Below are 20,266 nucleotides of genomic sequence, written 5' to 3'. Positions count from 1 at the left end.
TGGCGGGGTTCACTGCTGCGGCCTGGCCTTGGCCGACGCCGTATCGGCACCCTGCCCGGCTGCAGGATCCACCTCGCGGATCTCCACGCCCCCGTCGCCGGTGCGCCGCAGGGCCGCCGACTCCGGCGTGGCCTTGCGCACATCCACCGAACCATCCGCATTGCGCTGCACGTCCACCGCATCGGGCAGGGCCTCCCGCTCTGCCGGCTGAGCCGGCTGCATCTGCATGGCCTCACCGACCGGGCGTGCAGGAGCACTTTCAGTGCCAGCATCGCGTTCGACGGTCTGCGCGGGATCGTCGGCGGGCGCGCAGGCCGCCAGTGCCAGCAACGCGAAGGAAACCCACAGCGTGCGGTGCAATCGATTGATATGAGCCATCAACATCGTCCTTCGTGCATGCGCCGTCGGCGCGGAAGAGCCATTGGGTGCGATGCAGGATGCGATGCGGTGAGATGCAGCGCACAGCATTGATAACACTGATGACGCGTATGACCCTGATTTCAGCATTGCTTCAGTCGATCCACGCCATGCGCGGATGAAATGCCCCCCCAGCGAACAGGCAAGAAAAAAGCCACTTGGCGGACCAAGTGGCTTTTGTCTGGTGGGCTGTCAAGGATTCGAACCTTGGACCTATTGATTAAGAGTCAACTGCTCTACCAACTGAGCTAACAGCCCGAAATCGGGGCGCGAATTATGACCCGATCCGCTCGGTGGGTGCAAGCACTTTTTTCAACGTGGTTGAAACCAGCACTGCGGGGCCCGCTCCTGCTGCAGATCCACGCCAAACGGGTTCTGCAACGCGTGATCCATCGGAACGATGGGAGTCACACCTATAAGAAAAAAGCCACCTGGCGTACCAGGTGGCTTCTGTCTTGGTGGGCCGTCAAGGATTCGAACCTTGGACCTATTGATTAAGAGTCAACTGCTCTACCAACTGAGCTAACGGCCCGTGAAACTCAGACGCACATTGTAGCGTGCCTTCTGTTTATTGCAATACCGTTTCGGCTGCGCCGATGCGGTTGAATCAGTGGGGTGGCTGAGGGGATTCGAACCCCCGACCACCGGAATCACAATCCGGTACTCTAACCAACTGAGCTACAGCCACCACTGAAACTTTCGCTCCATCGCCGATATCACTGACGCTGGAACCTTGAACATTGCCTGGGGACTGTCACCGAAGCTGCGGTCCGCCGAAGCGAGTCCGATATTCTGGTGGAGTCCTTGCGCTTTTGCAAGCACTTCTTCACATCCGTCGATGCGATCCCGGTGCTCGCCAATGGCGCGCCCGACAGGAATCGAACCTGTAACCGCCGGCTTAGAAGGCCGGTGCTCTATCCAGTTGAGCTACGGGCGCCCGAACCGGAACGGTGTCCAATCCGACGTGGCGTGGGATTGGTCGGGGTAGAGGGATTCGAACCCCCGACATCCTGCTCCCAAAGCAGGCGCGCTACCAGACTGCGCTATACCCCGGTCTTGCAATCCCCTCGGGTTGGGCCCGGGGAGTTGGTCATTGTCGCCAAGCGCGTTGGGAACTGTCAACGAAGGATGCACAGATCCCGGGCCTGCCACAACGCCGAAAGCAGTCATCGGCTATGCTGACGCCCATCGGCCGGATGGCCGTCCCGACCTTCATTCGCACGGAGAACACGCATGCGCAGCGGCAACCCGGCTCTTTCCGAGTCGACTTTCCTCGACCTCGCCAGTGGCTCGGTAGTGACCAGCCCCGACCAGGCCATGACCCTCAACGGCACCGCCAACAAGACCGGCATCCTGCTGCTGTTGACCGTGCTGACCGCGGCGTTCGCCTGGAGCCAGGCGGTCGACGAGTACGGCCAGATTTCCGGCAGCGCGAGCCTGTACGCCATCGGTGGCGCGATCGGCGGCCTGGTGCTGGCATTGATCACCATCTTCAAGAAGGAATGGTCGCCGGTCACCGCGCCGATGTACGCACTGGTCGAAGGCCTGTTCCTGGGCGCCGTGTCGGCCCTGTTCAACATGAAGTACCCGGGCATCGTGTTCCAGGCGGTGCTGCTGACCTTCGGCACCCTGGCCGCCCTGCTGTTCGCATACCGCAGCGGCCTGATCAAGGCCACCGAGAACTTCAAGATGGGCGTGGTGGCCGCCACCGGCGGCATCGCCCTGCTCTACCTGGCCTCGTTCGTGCTGGGCTTCTTCAACATCAACGTGCCGGTGATCCACGACTCCAGCTGGCTGGGCATTGCCTTCAGCCTCTTCGTGGTGGTCGTGGCCGCGCTGAACCTGGTGCTGGACTTCGATTTCATCGAGACCGGCGTGGCCCAGCGCGCGCCCAAGTACATGGAGTGGTATGGCGCATTCGGCCTGATGGTGACCCTGGTCTGGCTGTATGTGGAGTTCCTGCGCCTGCTGTCGAAGATCCAGCAGCGCTGAACCAGGCAGAGCCATGAACGACAAAGGGCGCCTTCGGGGCGCCCTTTTCTCTTTGTAACGCGTGGCTGCATTTCCCGGCTAGCCAGCCACGCCAGCCTGTGCAGCGTAGTGCGCCGCAAGGTGTTCGACCAGCGCTCGCACCTTGGGCGCGAGCGCACGTGCATGCGGGTACAACGCGAAGTAGCGCCGCTGGCCGGCATGCCAGGCCGGCAGCACGCGGATCAGACGACCGGCGCGCAGATCCTCCTGCACGGTCAGCGCGGTGAACAGGCTGATGCCCATTCCGGCCAGCGCGGCGGCGTACAGCGCGGGCGTGGCATCCACGCGCAGGCGCTGCCCGGCTTCAACGCTCACGCTGGCGCCGCGCGGTCCCAGCAACCGCCAGGGCGGCATTGACGGCGTGGGACTGAAACCCAGCAGCGTGTGCTGCTCCAGATCCACAGCGTGCCGTGGCAGGCCATGGCGCGCCAGGTAGACCGGTGCGGCGACCAGGATGCGCGGGCAGCTGGCCAGCTCGCGCGCAACCAGTTGGCTGTCCGGCAATGAAGCTGCAATGCGCAGCGCCAGGTCGAAACCACCACCGACCACATCCACCACCTGATCATCCGCCGACAGGTCCAGCGTGACCTGCGGGTAACGCTGCAGGAACGAGGGCAGCCAGTGGGGCAGCTCCTGGCTGGCCACCACCTGCGGCACGCTGATCCGCACGCTGCCGCTGGGCTGCGCCTGCCCGGCGCGAGCACGATCATCCGCCTCCTGCAGGCGGTCCAGCAGCGTTGCCGCCTCGCGGTAGTAATCGCGCCCGGCCTCGGTCAATGACAGCCGACGGCTGTTGCGATCGAGCAGGCGTACCTGCAGGTGCTCTTCCAGCTGCCGCAGTTGCCGCGACATCGCCGAGTGGGTGGTCCCCAGGCGCTCGGCGGCCGCAGTGAAACTGCCCGCGTCAACGATGGCGCGCAGCGCACGCAGGGCGGCGAAGTGATCCATCGGCGGGCAGCTCCACGTGGCGGGGCCCACGGCATGCGGGCCCCGCCAGCTTATCAAGCGCCGTCACCGGCCTTGCGTACCGGCAGCGCGAGGATCGCGTCGGTGCTCATGACATCGCCGAAGGCGTCTTCGATCTGCGCCAGCGAGGCCTCATGCAGCGCGCGATGGCCGATGCGACGGCCGCCGGCCAGATCCAGATCGCGGCTGGCGCTGGCATCGGACGAGACGATCACCCGGTAGCCGCGCGGAGCCGCTGCCGCGTCGCGCGCAGCACCGGCCACGCAGGCGTGGGTCTGCAGGCCGGTGACGATCAGGGTGTCGATGCCGGCGTTCTTCAGCATCGGGTCGAGCACCGCGGCGGACGCGCCGGCGAACACGCTGACATTGTCCTTCTGCACCACGGTCTCGCCCTGGCGCGGCTGCAGGTCGCGATGGAAGGCGGCATTGACGCTGCCCTGCGCGAACAGGGGTGCGCCGGCCGGCAGCACGTGCTGGACATGGATCACGCGGATGCCGTGGGCATCGGCGAATTCGACTACCCGCCTGGCCTGGCGCAGTGCGGCCTCGCCATCGGGAATGACCATGCGGCCACCCACAAAGCCCGGTACAGCCTTGGCATCGAAGTACTCGTTCTGGAAGTCGATCACCAGCACGGCAGTCTTCGCCGCATCCAGCGAGGTCGCGACCGGCGCACCCGCCATATGGCGGATGGTGGGATGGGCCGGCTCGGCAGCAGCAAGCGGGAGGGTGACGGTCATGCCGATCAGGCTGGCCAGGCCGAAGGCGGTGAGGTTCATGTTCAAGCTCCGGTGCATTGGGAAGTGGGCACAGGATGCCGATCACATTACGCACGAACCAGCCGCCCAGCGGCACATGATCTGTGCGATACACGCACAGAAAATCCCCTGTAGAGGCACCCCATGGGTGGCTGCGGACCGTAGGGGCCCCGTCATCCACGCATGGCGTGGATCTACCGAGCCAGCCCACAACGCAACGGGGCGCCCGAAGGCGCCCCGCTGTGGATCCAACCGAGGTCGGCCGGCCGCTTACAGGCGGCTGGCGATGGCCTGGGCAAAGCTCATGGTGGTACCGGTGCCACCCAGGTCGCCGGTCAGCGAGTCCTTGGCTTCCATGGTCGCCACGATGGCCTTGCGCAGGCGCTCGGCATTCTCCGGCTGGCCGATGTGGTCCAGCATCTGCGCGGCCGCCAGCAGCAGCGCACACGGATTGGCCTTGCCCTGGCCGGCGATGTCCGGCGCGGTGCCGTGCACGGCTTCGAAGATCGCCGCGTCCTTGCCGATGTTGGCACCCGGAGCCAGGCCCAGGCCGCCGACCAGGCCGGCGCACAGGTCGGAGATGATGTCGCCGAACAGGTTGGTGGTGACGATCACATCGAACTGTTCCGGACGCATCACCAGCTGCATGCAGCAGTTGTCGACGATCATTTCCTGGAACTCGATGTCCGGGTACTGCGCGGCGACTTCACGGGCGACATTCAGGAACAGGCCCGAGGTCGACTTGATGATGTTGGCCTTGTGCACGGCGGTGACCTTCTTGCGGCCGGTGCTCTTGGCCAGCTCGAAGGCGTAGCGCACGATGCGCTCGGAGCCCTTGCGGGTGATGCGGGTGCCGGAGAAGGCGGTCTCGCCATCGGCCGACACTTCCTGGCCTTCGGCCAGGTAGGCACCTTCGGTGTTCTCACGGACGGTGATCAGGTCGACGTTGTCGAAACGCGACTTGGTGTTCGGGAAGGTGTGGGCCGGACGCACGTTGGCGTACAGGTCGAAGTGGCGGCGCAGGCTGACGTTGATCGAGGTGAAGCCACCGCCGACCGGGGTGGTCAGCGGGCTCTTCAGCGCGACCTTGTTGCGCGCGATCGATTCCAGGGTCACCGCCGGCATCAGGTCGCCGTGCTTTTCCAGGGCCACCAGGCCGGCGTCGGCGTCTTCGTACTCCAGGCCAGTCTTGAGCTGGTCGAGCACGAACAGGGTGGCGTCCATGATTTCCGGGCCAATGCCGTCGCCGCGGATGACCGTAATTTTCTGCGTCATTGATCGATGTTCCGAACAGGGGGAAAAACGCCGTCCGGACGTGCCCGGAAACGCCGGCGCAAAGGAAGTTTCACCGGCAATTATGCCTGAGCCGGGGCCGAGGTCCCAAATAGACCATGGTCCCAGTCCCCGGCTCAGGCAGAATTGCCCGCGCATCCCTCCTCTACCCCCGCCTGTCGGCGCGCCCCTTCAACAAGAAGGGGCTCCTGGGCTGTTGGATCGCGGGACAGGCCCCCTCGCGGGCCCGGTAGTGCCGGCCGCTGGCTGGCAACCCCGGCCATGTCGGGTTCAGGGGATGCCGGCCGCTGGCCGGCACGACCCTCAGTGCTCGTGCGCGGCTGGCGCGGCGGCGCCGCCTTCCAGCTGGTCGAGGAAGGCGACCGCGCGGCGCAGGTGCGGGATCACGATGGAGCCGCCCACCACCAGGCCGACCGAGAAGGTCTCGAAGAACTCCTCGCGGGTCACCCCGGCGTCCTTGCACTGGGCCACGTGGTAGCTGATGCAGTCGTCGCAGCGCAGCACCATCGAGGCCACCAGGCCCAGCAGCTCCTTGGTCTTCACGTCCAGCGCGCCGGCCTGGTAGGTCTGCGTATCCAGCGCGAAGAAGCGGCGCACCACCTGGTTCGGTTCGCCCAGGATGCGCTCGTTCATGCGCTTGCGGAACTCGGTGAACTCGGCGATGCGGTCCTTGCTGCCGTCGTCGGCCGCGCTCATGCCTGGCCCTGCCCGGCCAGCAGCGGCTCGAGCTTGCCTTCACGGTGCAGGGCCATCATGTCGTCGTAGCCGCCGACATGGACGTCGCCGACGAAGATCTGCGGCACGCTGGTGCGGCGGGTCAGCGCCATCATCTTCTCGCGCTCGGCCGGGTCCAGGTCAATGCGGACCTCGGTCCACTGCTGGCCCTTGCTCTTCAGGAAGTTCTTGGCGGCCACGCAATACGGGCAGACGGCAGTGGAATAGATGGTGATGGCGGGGGCACCGCCGGCGGTCTGGGCTGTCACGGGAAACTCCACGATGGATCGACGGTCTACATATGGTACCGGTGCGCTGGAATTTCCACGCCACGGCCGCAACACTGTGGATTAACGAATGGTTGCCCCCCGCCCTGCCACGCTTGGCGCGCCCCGCCCGAGGACCTTCTGCTTGCGAGCCCTGCTGCTGACTACCGCCGTCACCCTGGCCCTGGCCATGCCGCTGGCCCAGGCCCAGGAGAAGCTGCCCGACATCGGCTCTTCGGCCGGCGAGCTGCTGACCCCGGCCCGCCAGGCCGAGTACGGCGCGATGATGCTGCGCGAGCTGCGCAACTACGGCTACCTGCTGGAAGATCCGCTGGTCAACGACTGGCTGCAGACCATGGGTACCCGGCTCGGCTCCAACAGTGACCAGCCGCGGCAGCCGTACACCTTCTTCGTGATGAACGACCGCCAGATCAACGCGTTCGCCACGCTGGGCGGCTACATCGGGGTCAATGCCGGACTGGTGCTGACCGCCGAGCGCGAGGACGAGGTCGCTGCGGTGCTGTCCCACGAAATCGCCCACGTCACCCAGCAGCACGTGCTGCGCGGTGTCGAGCGCGCCCAGCGCGACCAGATCCCGATCCTGCTGGGCATGCTGGCGGCGGTAGTGGCCGCCCAGGCCAGCAACAGCACGTCGTCCGGCAACGCGACGATGGCCGCGATCAGCTCGGGCATGGGCCTGATGCAGCAGCGGCAGATCAACTACACCCGCTCCAACGAGTCCGAGGCCGACCGCCTGGGCATCCGCACCCTGTCGCGCAGCGGCTACGACGTGGATGCCATGGCCGGCTTTTTCGAGCGGATGTCGGCAGCCATGCGCGGCAACGAAGGCGGCTACAGCGTGCCCGAGTTCCTGCGCACCCACCCGGTCAACATCACCCGCATCAGCGAGGCCAAAGCCCGCGCCGAGCAGATGAAGAAGGATACGGTGCTGCTCACCACCAGCACCCCCACCGGCGAGCGCAAGGAGCGGGTGGACCCGGCAGATCCCAGCCTGGGCGAGCCGCTGTTGCGCGGCAACAACCCGCTGCTGCCCGGCAGTGTGCTGCGCCTGCCGATCGGCCAGCTCAACCGTGGCGCCAGCGGTGACTTCGAGTGGGCGCGTGAGCGCCTGCGCGTGCTCAGCGCGGACTCCCCCCCCGAGCTGGAGCGCGAGTACGCCGACCTGGCCAAGCGGCAGAAGGACGGCCTCAACGATGCGCAGCGCTACGGCCAGGCGCTGGCGGTGATGCGCGGTGGCCGTGCCGGTGCCGGCCAGGCCCGGCAGACCCTGGCCGGCCTGCTGCAGAGCCACCCCGGCAACCTGTGGCTGGCGCTGGGCCTGGGCGAGGCGGAGTCGCGCGCAGGCCAGGCGGCCCAGGCCAACAGCCGCTTCGAGCAGCTGCTGCGCGAACACCCCAACAGCCGCCCGGTGGCACTGACCTATGCCGAGATCCTGAACGAACAAGGCAGCCGCGAAGCCGGCCAGCGTGCGCAGGCAATGTTGCGCCCCCTGCTGTCGCAAAGCGGTAACGATCCGGTCTTCCAGCAGCGTTTCGCCCGCGCCAGCGAGTTGGCTGGCGACAGCGTGCGCGCCAGCGAGGCCTATGCCGAGGCCGCCTTCCTCAGCGGGCGGCCAGAACAGGCGCTGATGCAGCTGCAGGCGCTCAAGCGCAACCCGGCGCTGGATTACATCGGCCGCGCGCGGGTTGACGCGCGCATCGAATCGATCACCCCGACAGTGCTGGAGCTGCGCCGGCAGGGCGTGCAGGACCCGGACCTGGACCGCCGCTGAGCACCGCATGACCGGCCGATGGCAATCCAGGTCGGTTCCGGCCGGGTAGTCACAAACATGTCATCAAACCGTAGTCTACTGGCACCACTCCAGTAACCGAGCCCTACGGTGTCCTCGTGCAGAAACGCATCCTGATCGTCGATGACGAGCCCGCGATCCGTGAAATGGTCGCCTTCGCCCTTCGCAAGGGCGATTACGAACCGGTCCACGCCGGCGATGCCCGGGAGGCCCAGACCGCGATCGCCGATCGCGTTCCCGACCTGATCCTGCTGGACTGGATGCTGCCCGGCACCAGCGGCCTGGACCTGGCCCGCCGCTGGCGCAAGGAAACGCTGACCCGCGAAGTACCGATCATCATGCTGACCGCCCGCGGCGAAGAGAATGATCGCGTCGGTGGCCTCGAGGCCGGTGTCGATGACTATGTGGTCAAGCCGTTCTCGGCACGCGAACTGCTGGCCCGCATCCGAGCGGTCATGCGCCGCGCCCGCGAAGATGACGAGGACGGCAGCGTAGCCGTCGGCCCGATCCGTATCGACGGCGCCGCCCATCGCGTGTTCGCCAACGACCAGCCGGTGCCGATCGGCCCGACCGAATACCGTCTGCTGCATTTCTTCATGACCCACCCGGAGCGCGTCTACACCCGCGCGCAGCTGCTGGACCATGTATGGGGCGGCAGCGTGTACGTGGAGGAGCGCACCATCGACGTGCATATCCGCCGCCTGCGCAAGACGCTGGAGCCGTTCAACGCCGAGAACATGGTGCAGACCGTGCGCGGCGCCGGCTACCGCTTCTCCACTGCTACCTGAGTCTCGTCGTGCCGGCACCGCGCACCTGCGGGTGCCGGTGCCGGCAACTCTGCTATAACCCTCGGTTCACCCCAGTGAACCGCCGCACCTCAACGACGAGATCGCAATGCCCCGCCACATCCGCTCTGCCTGGTTGAAGACCCTGGCCACCGTTGCCGCGGTGCTGCTGTTCGCCGGACTGGTGGGGTGGTTCACGGGCCATCTGTGGTTGTGCATCGCACTGGGCGCGCTGGCGGCCCTGGCCTGGCATTACTGGCGCCTGCGCAGCGTTCTGCGCCGGCTGACCGCTCGCCAGCGCTGGGACACCGCCGAAGAAGGCACCGGCGTCTGGAACGAACTGGACCGCCTGCTGTACCGCAACCAGGTGGAAATGCGCGTGCGCAAGCGCCGCCTGCTGGACATGCTGCGCAGCTACCGCGCTGCTGCCGCCGCGCTGCCTGATGCCGTCGTCGTGCTGGATCGCAACAGCCAGCGCGTGCAGTGGTTCAACGAAGCGGCTACCGCTCTGCTCGGCCTGCACCATCCCGGCGACCTTGGCGAGGCCCTGGTCGAACGCCTGCAGCCGATGCCGCTGGCGCATTGGCTGGCCGGCGGCCGCAATGCCGAGCCGATCCTGGACGTACCCTCGCCGGTCGATCCGGCGATCCGCCTGAACCTGCGCCTGATTCCCTACTCGTCGGACTATTGGCTGCTGATCGCGCGTGACGTCAGCAAGCTGCTGCGCCTGGAGCAGGTGCGGCGGGATTTCGTCGCCAACGTTTCACACGAGCTGCGCACGCCGCTCACCGTGGTCCACGGCTACCTGGACATGATGGACCCGGAGGATTTCCCGGGAACCGGACCGATGCTGGAAGAAATGCGCAAGCAGAGCCAGCGCATGGCCCAGCTGGTGGAAGACCTGCTGACCCTGTCGCGCCTCGAATCGCAGGAACACAGCGAGGACGAGACCGTGGCCATGCAGCCGATGCTGGCCACCCTGCGCCGCGAAGCCGAAGCGCACAGCCAGGGCCGCCACCAGATCAGCATCGACGACCTCGCCGGCGTTGACCTTCAGGGCTCGACTAAGGAACTGCACAGCGCATTCTCCAACCTGGTCACCAATGCGGTGCGCTATACGCCGGCCGGTGGCCGCATCGCGGTGGAGTTCCGCCGCGAGGGCGACGGTGCGGTGCTGGCGGTGCGCGATTCCGGCTACGGCATCCCGGCCACCCACCTGCCGCGCCTGACCGAACGCTTCTACCGTGTCTCCAGCAGCCGCTCGCGCGAAAGCGGTGGTACCGGCCTGGGCCTGTCCATCGTCAAGCACATCCTCGGCCTGCACCACGCGCGGCTGGAGATTGAAAGCGAAGTCGGCAAGGGCTCGGTGTTCTCCTGCCATTTCGATGCCGACCACGTGCGCCCGCGCGAGTCCGCCCCCCTGACCTCCCTCGAAGAATGACGCCATGAGCAGCCTCGGATCCCTCCCCCTCCCCGTGAGCCCGGACAACGATCCGTTGCGTGACCCGGCGCTGTACATCAACCGCGAGCTGTCGCAGCTGGATTTCAACTTCCGCGTGCTGGCCCAGGCGATGGACCCGCAGGTACCGCTGCTGGAGCGCCTGCGCTTCATGTGCATCTCCTGCACCAACCTCGACGAGTTCTTCGAGATCCGTGCCGCCGCCGTGCGCCACGCGCAGGAGTACGGCCTGCCACCCGCACCGGACGGGATGAGCCCGCAGGCCATCCTGAGCGCCATCCATGACCGCGCCGCCGAACTGGTGGACCAGCAGTACCGCTGCTGGAACGAGACGCTGCGGCCGGCGCTGATGGAGGCCGGCATCGGCGTGCTCGGCCGCCACTCCTGGACCGACCGCCAGAAGCGCTGGCTGCGCGCCTACTTCCGCAACGAGATCATGCCGGTGCTGTCGCCGCTGGGCCTTGACCCGGTGCACCCGTTCCCGAAGATCCTCAACAAGTCGCTGAACATCGTGGTGGTACTGAAGGGCACCGACGCGTTCGGCCGTGCCGGCCACCTGGCCATCGTGCGTGCGCCGCGCTCGCTGCCGCGCATCATCCAGCTGCCGGAAAAGCTCGGCGGGCCCCAGAACTTCGTGTTCCTGTCGTCGGTGCTGTCGACCTTCGTCGATGAGCTGTTCCCGGGCATGGAAGTCCAGGGCGCCTACCAGTTCCGCGTCACCCGCAATTCCGAGCTGGTGGTGGACGAGGAGGAAGTGGAAAACCTGGCGCTGGCGCTGCGTGACGAGCTGGTCGACCGCGGCTACCGGCCAGCGGTGCGGCTGGAGATCGCGCACGACATGCCGCGCGAGATCGTGCGGACCCTGCTGCAGAATTTCGGCCTGACCGAGAACGCGGTGTACCGCATCGATGGCCCGGTCAACCTCAACCGCATCATCCAGCTGTACGATCTGATCGCGCAACCGGACCTGAAATACCCGCCGATGACCGCGCGCACGCTGCGCGACAGTGACGGCATCTTCGAGACGGTGGCGCGCCAGGACCTGCTGCTGCACCATCCGTTCGACGCCTTCACCGCAGTGCTGGACCTGATCCGGCAGGCGGCAATCGATCCGAACGTGCTGGCGATCAAGCAGACCCTGTACCGCACCGGCAAGGACTCACTGATCGTCGATGCGCTGATCCAGGCCGCGCGCAACGGCAAGGACGTGACCGTGGTGGTCGAACTGCGCGCCCGCTTCGACGAAGAAGCCAACCTCGGCCTGGCCGATCGCCTGCAGGAAGCCGGCGTGCAGGTGGTGTACGGCGTGGTCGGCTACAAGACCCACGCCAAGATGCTGCTGATCGTGCGCCGCGAGGGCCGCAAGCTGCGCCGCTACGTGCACCTGGGTACCGGCAACTACCACAGCGGCACCGCCCGCGCGTATACCGACATCAGCCTGATCACCGCCGATGCGGACATCGGCAATGACGTGCACCTGCTGTTCCAGCAGCTGTCCGGGCTGGCGTCGAAGATGAAGCTCAAGCGCCTGCTGCAGTCGCCCTTCACCCTGCACACCGGCATCCTCGGCCGCATCGAGCGCGAGACGCGCATCGCCGCCGCCGGCCGCCCGGCGCGGATCATCGCCAAGATGAACGCACTGAACGAACCGCAGGTGGTGCGCGCGCTGTACGCCGCGTCGCAGGCCGGCGTGCAGATCGACCTGATCATCCGCGGCGCCTGCACGCTGCGACCGGGCGTACCGGGCATCTCGGACAACATCCGCGTGCGCTCGATCGTCGGCCGCTTCCTGGAGCACAGCCGCGTCTACTGGTTCGGCAACGACGGCGCACCGGAAATGTACTGCGCCAGCGCCGACTGGCTGGAACGCAACCTGCTGCGCCGGGTCGAGACCTGCTTCCCGATCCTCGATCCGGAACTGGCCAAGCGGGTCTACCGCGAAGTCCTGCAGAACTACCTTGACGACAACCTCAACGCCTGGGAACTGGACGCGCACGGCATCTACCACAAGCGTGCCCCAGCCCACGACGAAGCCCCGCATTCGGCGCAGATGGCGTTGATGCAGGGGCTCTGACCCTGCCCCGGTAGATCCCGACCGCTGGTCGGGATTCGATCGCCACGGGGTCAGATCCCTTTCCTGCGGGAAAGGGATCTGACCCCTTGCAGTCCTGCGGCACGCCCTCTTCCAAAATGTGAAGGCCGCGCGGTGACGAGCACACCGCCCCTTCGGCTAACATTCGTCCATGCCGCATACCACCACGACTCCGCCCGCATTGCAGGATGGCGACCTGCTGGCCGCCATCGACCTTGGCTCCAACAGTTTCCACATGGTCATCGCGCGCTATACGCTCGGCCAGCTGCGGGTGATCGACCGCCTGCGCGAGACGGTGCGCATGGCCGATGGCCTGGATGGCAAGGGTGGTCTCTCTTCCGCTGCACGCCAACGTGCACTGGAATGCCTGGCCCGCTTCGGCCAGCGCATCCGCAATGTGCCGCCGCACCGGGTGCGCGCGCTGGCCACCAACACCGTGCGCCAGCTGCGCTCGCCGCAGTCGTTCCTGGTACCGGCCGAGACCGCACTGGGGCATGCCATCGAAGTGGTCAGCGGGCGCGAAGAAGCGCGCCTGATCTACCTGGGCGTGGCCCACGCGCAACCGCCCAAGCCCGGGCAGCGCCGGCTGGTGATCGACATCGGCGGTGGCTCCACCGAGTTCATCATCGGCATGGGCATGCAGACCCTGGAGCGCGAAAGCCTGCAGGCCGGCTGCATCGCCAGCACCCGGCGCTTTTTCCCCGGCGGCAAGCTGAGCAAGAAGCGCTGGAAGGACGCGCTGGCCGAGATTGGCCGCGAGTTCCAGCCTTTCGCCAGCAAGTACCGCGCGCTGGGCTGGCAGGAAGCGTTGGGCTCTTCCGGCACGCACAAGGCGATCAGCGAGATCTGCGCGACGATGAAGCTGAGCAAGGGCGCCATCACCGCCGAGGCCCTGCCGCAGCTGCGCGATGAACTGCTGAAGGCCAAGAAGATCGACGACATCCAGCTGCCGGGGCTGTCCAGCGACCGCCGCCCGATCATCGCCGGCGGCATCCTGGTGCTGGAAGCGGCCTTCCAGGCGCTGGGCCTGCAGAAGCTGCTGGTCAGCAAGGCGGCGATGCGCGAAGGCATCCTGTATGACATCGTCGGCCGCGCCGGCGAGAACGACCTGCGTGACGAATCGGTGGCTGCTCTCAGCCAGCGCTACGGTATCGATACCGTCCAGGCCGAGCGCGTGCAGGACACCGCGCTGTCCCTGCTGGAACAGGTGCAGGAGCGCTGGAGGCTCGATGCCGACGATGCGCGCATGCTCGGCTGGGCCGCGCGCCTCCACGAGCTGGGCCTGATGATCGCGCACAGCGGCTACCACGTGCATGGCAGCTATGTGCTGGAACACTCGGATATCGCCGGCTTCTCGCGCCAGGAGCAGCAGATGCTGGCGGCCCTGGTGCGTAGCCACCGCCGCAGCGTGACCAAGACCGCCTTCGACGCCTTGCCCGAGCGACTGCTGCTGACCGCACGCCGGCTGGCGGCCCTGCTGCGGCTGGCGGTGCTGCTCAATCGCGCCCACGAAGACGATCCGCTGCCGGCACTGGAACTGACCGCCGACGACAACCGGCTGTCGCTGATCGTGCCGCAGGCCTTCATCGATGCCCGCCCGCTGCTGCGCGCGGACCTGATCGGCGAGACCGATGGCATCGCCGGGCTGGGCATCCAGTTCCGTCCGTTCGTGGCCTGAATACGCTGTCCGCTGTTGTCCACAGGACAACCGGGGTGACGCATTTCCCACTCCCACTTTGCGCAGTCTGGCGGTTTTTTGTGCTGCTCCGCACCACAACGGCGCGCTGTGGGCAATCGCTGCCATCACGTAAGCGCCTGCTTTTGTTCACGTTTTGTGAAGGCTGGCGCGGCCGCGTGACATAAATGGATACGAACCCTTTACAGAGCATTAACTAACGAGACTACTATCGGGTCACCGGCTCGGTCATCGACCCTGCTGGTTCCTTCGACGCCCACTTTGGCGTCCTGTGCACGACCTGAGAGAGAGAGCTCGCCATGACTTCACGCACCACCGCACTGGGGCAGGCCATCCGCTACGCCCTGGCTACCACTGCAGCGCTGGCAGCGCTGCCCGCGTTTGCCCAGGAAGGCAGCAACGCCAACCCGACCAACCTCGACCGCATCGAGATCACCGGCTCGCGCATCCGCCAGGTGGACGTGGAGACCGCCCAGCCGGTGTTCGCGATCAGCCGCAACGACATCGAAAAGCAGGGGTTCAGCTCGGTTGCCGACATCCTGCAGAACGTCACCGCGATGGGCAGCCCGACCATCAGCCGCGCCAATGCGCTGACCGCAGGCGAAAACGCGGGCGGCACCTACATCGACATGCGCAACCTGGGCACCCAGCGCACCCTGGTGCTGGTCAACGGCAAGCGCCTGGGCATCAGCACGTCCGGCTACCAGGACATCTCCACGCTGCCGGTGTCCGCCGTGGAACGCATCGAGGTGCTGAAGGACGGCGCCTCTGCGATCTATGGCTCCGACGCCATGGCCGGTGTGGTGAACATCATCACCCGCTCCAATGTCACCGGTGTGACTGCCAACGTCTACCACGGCCAGTACAGCCAGGGCGACGGTGCACGCGACCGCTTCGACGTTGTCGCCGGCTGGAGCAATGAGCGCGTGTCGTTGACCCTCTCGGCCGAGCATGCCGAAGAGAAGGGCGTGTGGGCGCGCGATCGCGGCTTCAGCAAGTACGGCATGACCGATCGCCATCCGTACGACAGCAGCAACTGGACCACCATCAGCCAGTACGGCCAGTTCACGGGTCTGCGCGGCCCGGGCTGTACCGCCACTGCGGGTTGCGGCTATTCCCTCAACCGCGGCGCGGATCCCACCAACCCGGCCAATTACCACCTCACCGATACCACGCCTTTCACCGGTGACGTGAGCAACGCCAACGACCAGATGCATGTGATGTATCCGGTCAAGCGCGACTCGGTCTATTTCGACGGCCGCTTCAAGATCACCGACAACGTCAACTTCCGCACCGAGCTGGGCTACAACAAGCGTGAGTCCACCCGCCAGATCGCGGGCTATCCGCTGCAGTCGAGCACCGCCGGTGTCGGCTCGATGTCGATCAACAGCTACTTCAACCCGTTCGGCCGCCAGCACGGTTACGCCAACCCGACCGCCGTGGCCTGGAACCGCCGTACCTGGGAAGTGCCGCGCGTGACCACCAGCGAGCTGAAGACCTACCGCGCGGTGGCGTCGTTCGACGGTTCGTTCGAGATCGGCAGCCGCTACTTCGACTGGGAAGTGGGCTACCAGTACAACCGCAATGAACTGGAATCGGTGGCCACCGGCAACCTGCACAAGGGTCGCGTCGCCGGCGGCGTCGGCCCGTCGTTCTACAACGCCGCCACTGGCAAGGTGCAGTGCGGTACCGCAGCTGCACCGATCTCCTACGACGTGTGCAAGCCGTGGAACCCGTTGGTTCCGTACGGCACGACGGCTGCCGATGGCCTGTACGGCAACGAAGAACTGCAGGCGTGGCTGTTCCCGGAAGAGATCACCAAGGGCCGCACCACCTCCAAGAACTTCTTTGCCAACATCGCTGGCAGCATCGTCACCCTGCCGGCTGGCGATCTCGGCTTCGCCTTCGGCGTGGAAAGCCGCAAGGAAGAAGGCAAGTACACCCCGGATGCCCTGGCCCAGACCGGCGCTACCACCAACCTGGCCGCAGGCCCGACCGGCGGTGACTACACCGTCAACGAGGCCTACCTGGAAGTGAACGTTCCGGTGCTGGCCGACCTGCCGGGCGCGAAGGAACTGACCTTCAATGGCGCAACCCGCTTCTCGGACTACAACACCTTCGGCAACACGCTCAACAGCAAGTTCGGTTTCAAGTGGAAGCCGATCGACTCGCTGATGGTGCGTGGCACCTGGGCCGAAGGCTTCCGCGCACCGACCATCAGCGACCTGTTCGGTGGTGGTTCGGAGACCTTCGCGCAGTTCAGCGATCCGTGCGACACCCGTTTCGGTTCCTCGGCCTCCAGCGCCGAAGTCCGTGCACGTTGCGCACGCGACATCGCCAATGCGAATACCTTCCGCCAGCTCCGCCAGGGCGGCACCCCGGTGAACACGTCGACGGACGCGACGCCGGTGCCGTTCACCTCCGGGTCCAACCCGCTGCTGACGCCGGAAACCTCGACCAGCAAGACGCTGGGCCTGGTCTGGAGCCCGAGCTTCATCCAGGGCTTCAACGCCTCGCTGGACTGGTGGAAGATCCGCATCGACAACACCATCATCGCCGACACGCCGACCCAGATCCTGCAGGACTGCTATGAGTCGGGCATCGAAGCGCGCTGCTCGCGCTTCCAGCGTGACCCGGTGACCGGCATCGTGACCAACCTGAAGTTCGGCAACCGCAACGCGGGCTTCATGGAAACCGAAGGCTACGACCTGGACGTGAGCTACCGTCTGGACACCCGGTTCGGCAAGTTCAACGTGAACTCGGCCACCACCTACGTGTCCAGTGCGACCTACCGCACCTCCAACGACAACTCGATCGTTCCGATCGTCACCAACGGCATCGGCAGCGCCTTCCGCGTCCGTTCCAACCTGGTGCTGGGCTACGAGCGGGGCAACTTCGGCGCGAGCTGGACCGCGCGTTACTACTCGGGCGTGAAGGAAACCTGCTCGAACATCGCGCTGTACCCGGACGAATGCTCGGATCCGGGTGTGTATGCACCGTGGTACAAGGGCGCCCGCAACTACAACGAGCGTGGTGCGGTCACCTTCCACGACGTGCAGGTGCGTTACTCGCTGCCGTGGGATGCCACCGTGTCGGTCGGTGCCAACAACGTGTTCGAAAAGACCGGCCCGATCATGTACAGCAAGCCGAACTCGGCCTTCTCGTACTACGGTGGCTACGACATCGGCCGCTTCGTCTACATGAAGTACCAGCAGCGCTTCTGATCCATCGCGCTGTGACATGAAGCACCAGGACCACGGCCCTTCGGGGCCGTGGTTTTTTGTTGGCCGCAGCGCCCCTGCGGTGGCCGGCGCCCCCGTCATCTGACGGTCGCAAAGTGGTCATGTCGGCTACATCGCCAGGGCCGAGCATGCCGGAAACCGGGAGGCCCGCCATGCGCTATGCCATCGTCACCGAGACCTATCCGCCGGAAGTCAACGGCGTCGCCCTCACCGTACAGGGCCTGGAGCAGGGTCTGCGTGCAGCCGGACACGAGATCGACCTCGTCCGCCCCCGCCAGTCCACCGAAGCGCTGGATTCGGCACCCGGCACCTTGCTGGTTCCCGGCGCTGCCCTGCCCCGCTACCCCGGCCTGCGCTTCGGCCTGCCAGCCCCGATCCGGCTGGGCCGCCATTGGCAGAATCAGCGTCCGGATGCGGTCTACATCGCCACAGAAGGTCCACTCGGCTGGTCGGCACTGCGTACCGCACGTCGCCTCGGCATTCCGGTCGCCAGCGGCTTCCACACCCGCTTCGACGAGTACCTGCCCGACTATGGCGTGGCATGGCTGCAGGCCGCGGCCATGCGCTGGATGCGCCGCTTCCACAACCAGGCGGACGCTACCCTGGTGCCGACCCGCGAACTACAGCAGTTCCTCGGCGAACAGGGCTTCGAACGCGTGCGCCTGCTGGCCCGTGCGGTGGACAGCCAGCAGTTCGATCCAGGCCGGCGCGACCCTGCACTGCGCGAGGAATGGGGCGTGGATGGCAACGGCCTGGTGGCGATCTATGTCGGCCGCATTGCTGCCGAAAAGAACCTCGGCCTGGCGGTGAAGGCATTCCGCGGCCTGCAGCAGATCCGGCCCAAGGCACGCTTTGTATGGGTGGGTGACGGCCCGGCCCGCGAGAAGCTGGCACATGAAAATCCCGATTTCATCTTCTGTGGCATCCAGCGCGGCGATGCGCTGGCCCGCCACTTCGCCAGCGGCGATCTGTTCCTGTTCCCCAGCCGCAGTGAGACGTTCGGCAACGTGACTCTGGAAAGCATGGCCAGCGGTGTGGCCACCGTGGCCTTCGACTACGGCGCCGCGCGTGAGTACCTGCGCAACGGCGAGAACGGCGCAGCGGTGGACAGCGACGAGCAGTTCATCGAGGCCGCCGTGCAACTGGCCGCCGATGACGCGAAACGCCACGAACTGGGCGGCAATGCCTCACGCGCGATGAAGCGATTGCATCCACAGCAGGTGGTGGCCGAGTTCGATGCGTTGCTGGCCGAGCTTGCGCAGTCGCGGAGGAGCGGCCATGCGCACCACGCCGCTTGAACTGCTGGCAGGGCGCGAGGCGCGCTTGTGCCGGCGGGCGAACCACTACTGCCGGCGCCGCCGCGTGCGCCGCCTGTTCTCGGTCATCAGCCGTCTCGGCGATGGCGTGTTCTGGTATGTGCTGATGGCTGCGCTGGTGGTGCTGGATGGCTTCGATGGCCTGCGCGCCTCGGTGCACATGGCCGCCACCGGCCTGGCCGCATTGCTGCTGTACAAGGGCCTCAAGCGCTGGACGCGGCGTCCGCGGCCTTACGCGGCCGATCTTCGCATCCGCGCCTGGGTGGCACCGTTGGACGAATTCAGCTTCCCCTCCGGACACACCCTGCACGCAGTGTCGTTCACCATCGTCGCACTGGCCTATTACCCCTGGCTGGCACCCTTGCTGGTACCGTTCACCCTCGGTGTCGCGCTGTCGCGGGTGGTGCTGGGCCTGCACTATCCTTCCGACGTGCTCGCTGCCACGGGCATCGCCGTCCTGCTGGCTTCGGCCAGCCTGACCTGGCTGCCGCTGCCGGTGTAGCCCCGGGGTCAGATCCTTTTCCTTCGGAAAAGAGATCTGACCCCCACAATACCGGCGGCGCTACCATCATCATTGATGGCCTAGAATGCAGGCATGACCACGTTGTTCATATCCGACCTGCACCTGGACCCCAGCCGTCCGGAGATCACCGACCTGTTCCTGCGCTTCCTGCGCGAGCAGGCGCCCGGCGCCGATGCGCTGTACATTCTCGGCGACCTGTTCGAGGCCTGGATCGGCGACGACACGCCCTCTCCGGCCGCCGATGCGGTGGCCGATGCGTTGAAGGTGCTGTCCGACAGCGGCGTGCCCGTGTACTTCATCCGCGGCAACCGCGACTTCCTGCTTGGCGAGGACTATGCGCGCCGTGCCGGCCTGCGCATCCTGCCCGACCCGTGCATGATCGAGCTGTACGGCCGCCCGGTGCTGCTGCAGCATGGTGACCTGCTGTGCACCGATGACATCCCCTACCAGCAGTTCCGTGCGCAGACCCGCGACCCGGTGTTCCAGGCGCAGTTCCTGTCGCAGCCGCTGGCCGCACGCATCGCCTTCGCGCAGAAGGCGCGCGAGGCGAGCCAGGCCCGCCAGTCGGAAATGAAGCAGGGCGATCGTGCGCAGTTTGAGACCGTCACCGACGTGGCCCCGTCCGAAGTCGATGCTACCTTCGTCCGCCACGGCGTGGACACCATGATCCACGGTCACACGCACCGTCCGGCCATCCACGCACTGCAGGCCGGTGGACGCGATTGCATCCGTATCGTGCTGGGTGACTGGTACGAACAGGGTTCGGTGCTGCGTGTGGATGCCAACGGCTGGTCGCTGGATACGCTCGCCCGCGATTGATGGATCGCAGGATGCCAACCAGGGTTGGCATCTACCCGAGCCGGTGAACGCGCCCGGGTAGACGCCGCCGCTTGGTCGG

The 20,266-nt window shown here is 66.3% G+C and carries 16 protein-coding genes and 5 tRNA genes; 10 read left to right on the top strand and 11 right to left on the bottom strand.

Going from position 1 to position 20,266, the window contains the following annotated elements:
* Window positions 1-9: 9 nt before the first annotated feature.
* From ACM0O9_RS01010 to ACM0O9_RS00985, 6 genes are all read right to left on the bottom strand, one after another.
* A complete protein-coding gene (locus ACM0O9_RS01010) occupies window positions 10-378 on the bottom strand; it encodes a hypothetical protein (RefSeq protein WP_053500976.1) in 369 nt (122 codons plus the stop codon).
* A 221-nt stretch (window positions 379-599) separates the two neighbouring features.
* Window positions 600-675 (bottom strand) — tRNA-Lys (locus tag ACM0O9_RS01005).
* 198 nt (window positions 676-873) lie between these two features.
* Window positions 874-949: transfer RNA gene (locus tag ACM0O9_RS01000), tRNA-Lys, on the bottom strand.
* A 79-nt stretch (window positions 950-1,028) separates the two neighbouring features.
* Window positions 1,029-1,105: transfer RNA gene (locus ACM0O9_RS00995), tRNA-His, on the bottom strand.
* A gap of 172 nt (window positions 1,106-1,277) precedes the next feature.
* Window positions 1,278-1,354 (bottom strand) — tRNA-Arg (locus ACM0O9_RS00990).
* A 39-nt stretch (window positions 1,355-1,393) separates the two neighbouring features.
* Window positions 1,394-1,470: transfer RNA gene (locus ACM0O9_RS00985), tRNA-Pro, on the bottom strand.
* 180 nt (window positions 1,471-1,650) lie between these two features.
* On the opposite strand from ACM0O9_RS00985, the gene ACM0O9_RS00980 reads away from it, so the two are divergent.
* Window positions 1,651-2,409 (top strand): Bax inhibitor-1/YccA family protein, encoded by a 759-nt coding sequence (locus ACM0O9_RS00980; RefSeq protein ID WP_005415466.1) that lies wholly within the window; start codon window positions 1,651-1,653, stop codon window positions 2,407-2,409.
* 78 nt (window positions 2,410-2,487) lie between these two features.
* Here ACM0O9_RS00980 and ACM0O9_RS00975 read toward each other — a convergent pair whose 3' ends face one another.
* The 5 genes from ACM0O9_RS00975 to grxC all read right to left on the bottom strand — a co-directional run bounded on the left by ACM0O9_RS00975 (window position 2,488) and on the right by grxC (window position 6,448).
* The gene (locus ACM0O9_RS00975) at window positions 2,488-3,396 is read right to left on the bottom strand and encodes a LysR family transcriptional regulator (RefSeq protein WP_065179772.1); all 909 of its coding nucleotides are present in this window, start codon (window positions 3,394-3,396) and stop codon (window positions 2,488-2,490) included.
* Window positions 3,397-3,449: 53 nt separating this feature from the next.
* A complete protein-coding gene (locus tag ACM0O9_RS00970) occupies window positions 3,450-4,193 on the bottom strand; it encodes a cysteine hydrolase family protein (protein WP_414604116.1) in 744 nt (247 codons plus the stop codon).
* A 249-nt stretch (window positions 4,194-4,442) separates the two neighbouring features.
* Entirely contained in the window at window positions 4,443-5,447 is a 1,005-nt protein-coding gene (locus tag ACM0O9_RS00965) for an isocitrate dehydrogenase (protein ID WP_033835461.1), read from the bottom strand.
* A gap of 321 nt (window positions 5,448-5,768) precedes the next feature.
* Window positions 5,769-6,161 (bottom strand): carboxymuconolactone decarboxylase family protein, encoded by a 393-nt coding sequence (locus ACM0O9_RS00960; protein ID WP_329844159.1) that lies wholly within the window; start codon window positions 6,159-6,161, stop codon window positions 5,769-5,771.
* Complete coding sequence (gene grxC / locus ACM0O9_RS00955) at window positions 6,158-6,448, bottom strand: glutaredoxin 3 (protein WP_004154541.1); 291 nt, start codon at window positions 6,446-6,448, stop codon at window positions 6,158-6,160. Before grxC ends, ACM0O9_RS00960 begins: the two co-directional genes overlap by 4 nt.
* Window positions 6,449-6,590: 142 nt before the next feature.
* Between grxC and ACM0O9_RS00950 the strand changes: the two genes are divergently transcribed.
* The 9 genes from ACM0O9_RS00950 to lpxH all read left to right on the top strand — a co-directional run bounded on the left by ACM0O9_RS00950 (window position 6,591) and on the right by lpxH (window position 20,187).
* A complete protein-coding gene (locus ACM0O9_RS00950) occupies window positions 6,591-8,237 on the top strand; it encodes a M48 family metalloprotease (RefSeq protein ID WP_065185793.1) in 1,647 nt (548 codons plus the stop codon).
* Between the two features lie 116 nt (window positions 8,238-8,353).
* Entirely contained in the window at window positions 8,354-9,043 is a 690-nt protein-coding gene (phoB, locus tag ACM0O9_RS00945; RefSeq protein ID WP_005408258.1) for a phosphate regulon transcriptional regulator PhoB, read from the top strand.
* A gap of 106 nt (window positions 9,044-9,149) precedes the next feature.
* The gene (gene phoR, locus ACM0O9_RS00940) at window positions 9,150-10,481 is read left to right on the top strand and encodes a phosphate regulon sensor histidine kinase PhoR (RefSeq protein ID WP_235649462.1); all 1,332 of its coding nucleotides are present in this window, start codon (window positions 9,150-9,152) and stop codon (window positions 10,479-10,481) included.
* 4 nt (window positions 10,482-10,485) lie between these two features.
* Window positions 10,486-12,573, top strand: coding sequence for a polyphosphate kinase 1 (ppk1, locus tag ACM0O9_RS00935; protein ID WP_032953971.1), 2,088 nt, complete (start codon window positions 10,486-10,488; stop codon window positions 12,571-12,573).
* 169 nt (window positions 12,574-12,742) lie between these two features.
* Complete coding sequence (gene ppx / locus ACM0O9_RS00930; protein WP_005415458.1) at window positions 12,743-14,269, top strand: exopolyphosphatase; 1,527 nt, start codon at window positions 12,743-12,745, stop codon at window positions 14,267-14,269.
* 317 nt (window positions 14,270-14,586) lie between these two features.
* A complete protein-coding gene (locus tag ACM0O9_RS00925) occupies window positions 14,587-17,511 on the top strand; it encodes a TonB-dependent receptor domain-containing protein (RefSeq protein WP_005415457.1) in 2,925 nt (974 codons plus the stop codon).
* A gap of 170 nt (window positions 17,512-17,681) precedes the next feature.
* The gene (locus ACM0O9_RS00920; RefSeq protein WP_235649461.1) at window positions 17,682-18,827 is read left to right on the top strand and encodes a glycosyltransferase family 4 protein; all 1,146 of its coding nucleotides are present in this window, start codon (window positions 17,682-17,684) and stop codon (window positions 18,825-18,827) included.
* Complete coding sequence (locus tag ACM0O9_RS00915; RefSeq protein WP_005415455.1) at window positions 18,808-19,347, top strand: phosphatase PAP2 family protein; 540 nt, start codon at window positions 18,808-18,810, stop codon at window positions 19,345-19,347. Before ACM0O9_RS00920 ends, ACM0O9_RS00915 begins: the two co-directional genes overlap by 20 nt.
* A gap of 93 nt (window positions 19,348-19,440) precedes the next feature.
* Window positions 19,441-20,187, top strand: a complete 747-nt coding sequence (gene lpxH, locus ACM0O9_RS00910; protein ID WP_095377045.1) for a UDP-2,3-diacylglucosamine diphosphatase — start codon at window positions 19,441-19,443, stop codon at window positions 20,185-20,187.
* Window positions 20,188-20,266: the final 79 nt, after the last annotated feature.

Origin of the sequence: Stenotrophomonas sp. FR012 (genome assembly GCF_047520565.2) — a bacterium.
Lineage (GTDB): Bacteria > Pseudomonadota > Gammaproteobacteria > Xanthomonadales > Xanthomonadaceae > Stenotrophomonas > Stenotrophomonas sepilia.
The sequence above is the reverse complement of the archived record's forward strand: the minus strand, read 5'-3'. Positions and strand labels throughout refer to the sequence as shown.

What these genes read in the sequence shown, in the direction of transcription:
- ACM0O9_RS00975 (WP_065179772.1), bottom strand. Translation starts at nt 3,396, where the DNA reads ATGGATCACTTCGCCGCCCTGCGTGCGCTGCGCGCCATCGTTGACGCG.
- ppk1 (WP_032953971.1), top strand. Translation starts at nt 10,486, where the DNA reads ATGAGCAGCCTCGGATCCCTCCCCCTCCCCGTGAGCCCGGACAACGAT.
- lpxH (WP_095377045.1), top strand. Translation starts at nt 19,441, where the DNA reads ATGACCACGTTGTTCATATCCGACCTGCACCTGGACCCCAGCCGTCCG.
- ACM0O9_RS00925 (WP_005415457.1), top strand. Translation starts at nt 14,587, where the DNA reads ATGACTTCACGCACCACCGCACTGGGGCAGGCCATCCGCTACGCCCTG.
- ACM0O9_RS00980 (WP_005415466.1), top strand. Translation starts at nt 1,651, where the DNA reads ATGCGCAGCGGCAACCCGGCTCTTTCCGAGTCGACTTTCCTCGACCTC.
- ACM0O9_RS00960 (WP_329844159.1), bottom strand. Translation starts at nt 6,161, where the DNA reads ATGAGCGCGGCCGACGACGGCAGCAAGGACCGCATCGCCGAGTTCACC.
- ACM0O9_RS00970 (WP_414604116.1), bottom strand. Translation starts at nt 4,193, where the DNA reads ATGAACCTCACCGCCTTCGGCCTGGCCAGCCTGATCGGCATGACCGTC.
- phoR (WP_235649462.1), top strand. Translation starts at nt 9,150, where the DNA reads ATGCCCCGCCACATCCGCTCTGCCTGGTTGAAGACCCTGGCCACCGTT.
- ACM0O9_RS01010 (WP_053500976.1), bottom strand. Translation starts at nt 378, where the DNA reads ATGGCTCATATCAATCGATTGCACCGCACGCTGTGGGTTTCCTTCGCG.
- ACM0O9_RS00965 (WP_033835461.1), bottom strand. Translation starts at nt 5,447, where the DNA reads ATGACGCAGAAAATTACGGTCATCCGCGGCGACGGCATTGGCCCGGAA.
- ACM0O9_RS00920 (WP_235649461.1), top strand. Translation starts at nt 17,682, where the DNA reads ATGCGCTATGCCATCGTCACCGAGACCTATCCGCCGGAAGTCAACGGC.
- ACM0O9_RS00915 (WP_005415455.1), top strand. Translation starts at nt 18,808, where the DNA reads ATGCGCACCACGCCGCTTGAACTGCTGGCAGGGCGCGAGGCGCGCTTG.
- ppx (WP_005415458.1), top strand. Translation starts at nt 12,743, where the DNA reads ATGCCGCATACCACCACGACTCCGCCCGCATTGCAGGATGGCGACCTG.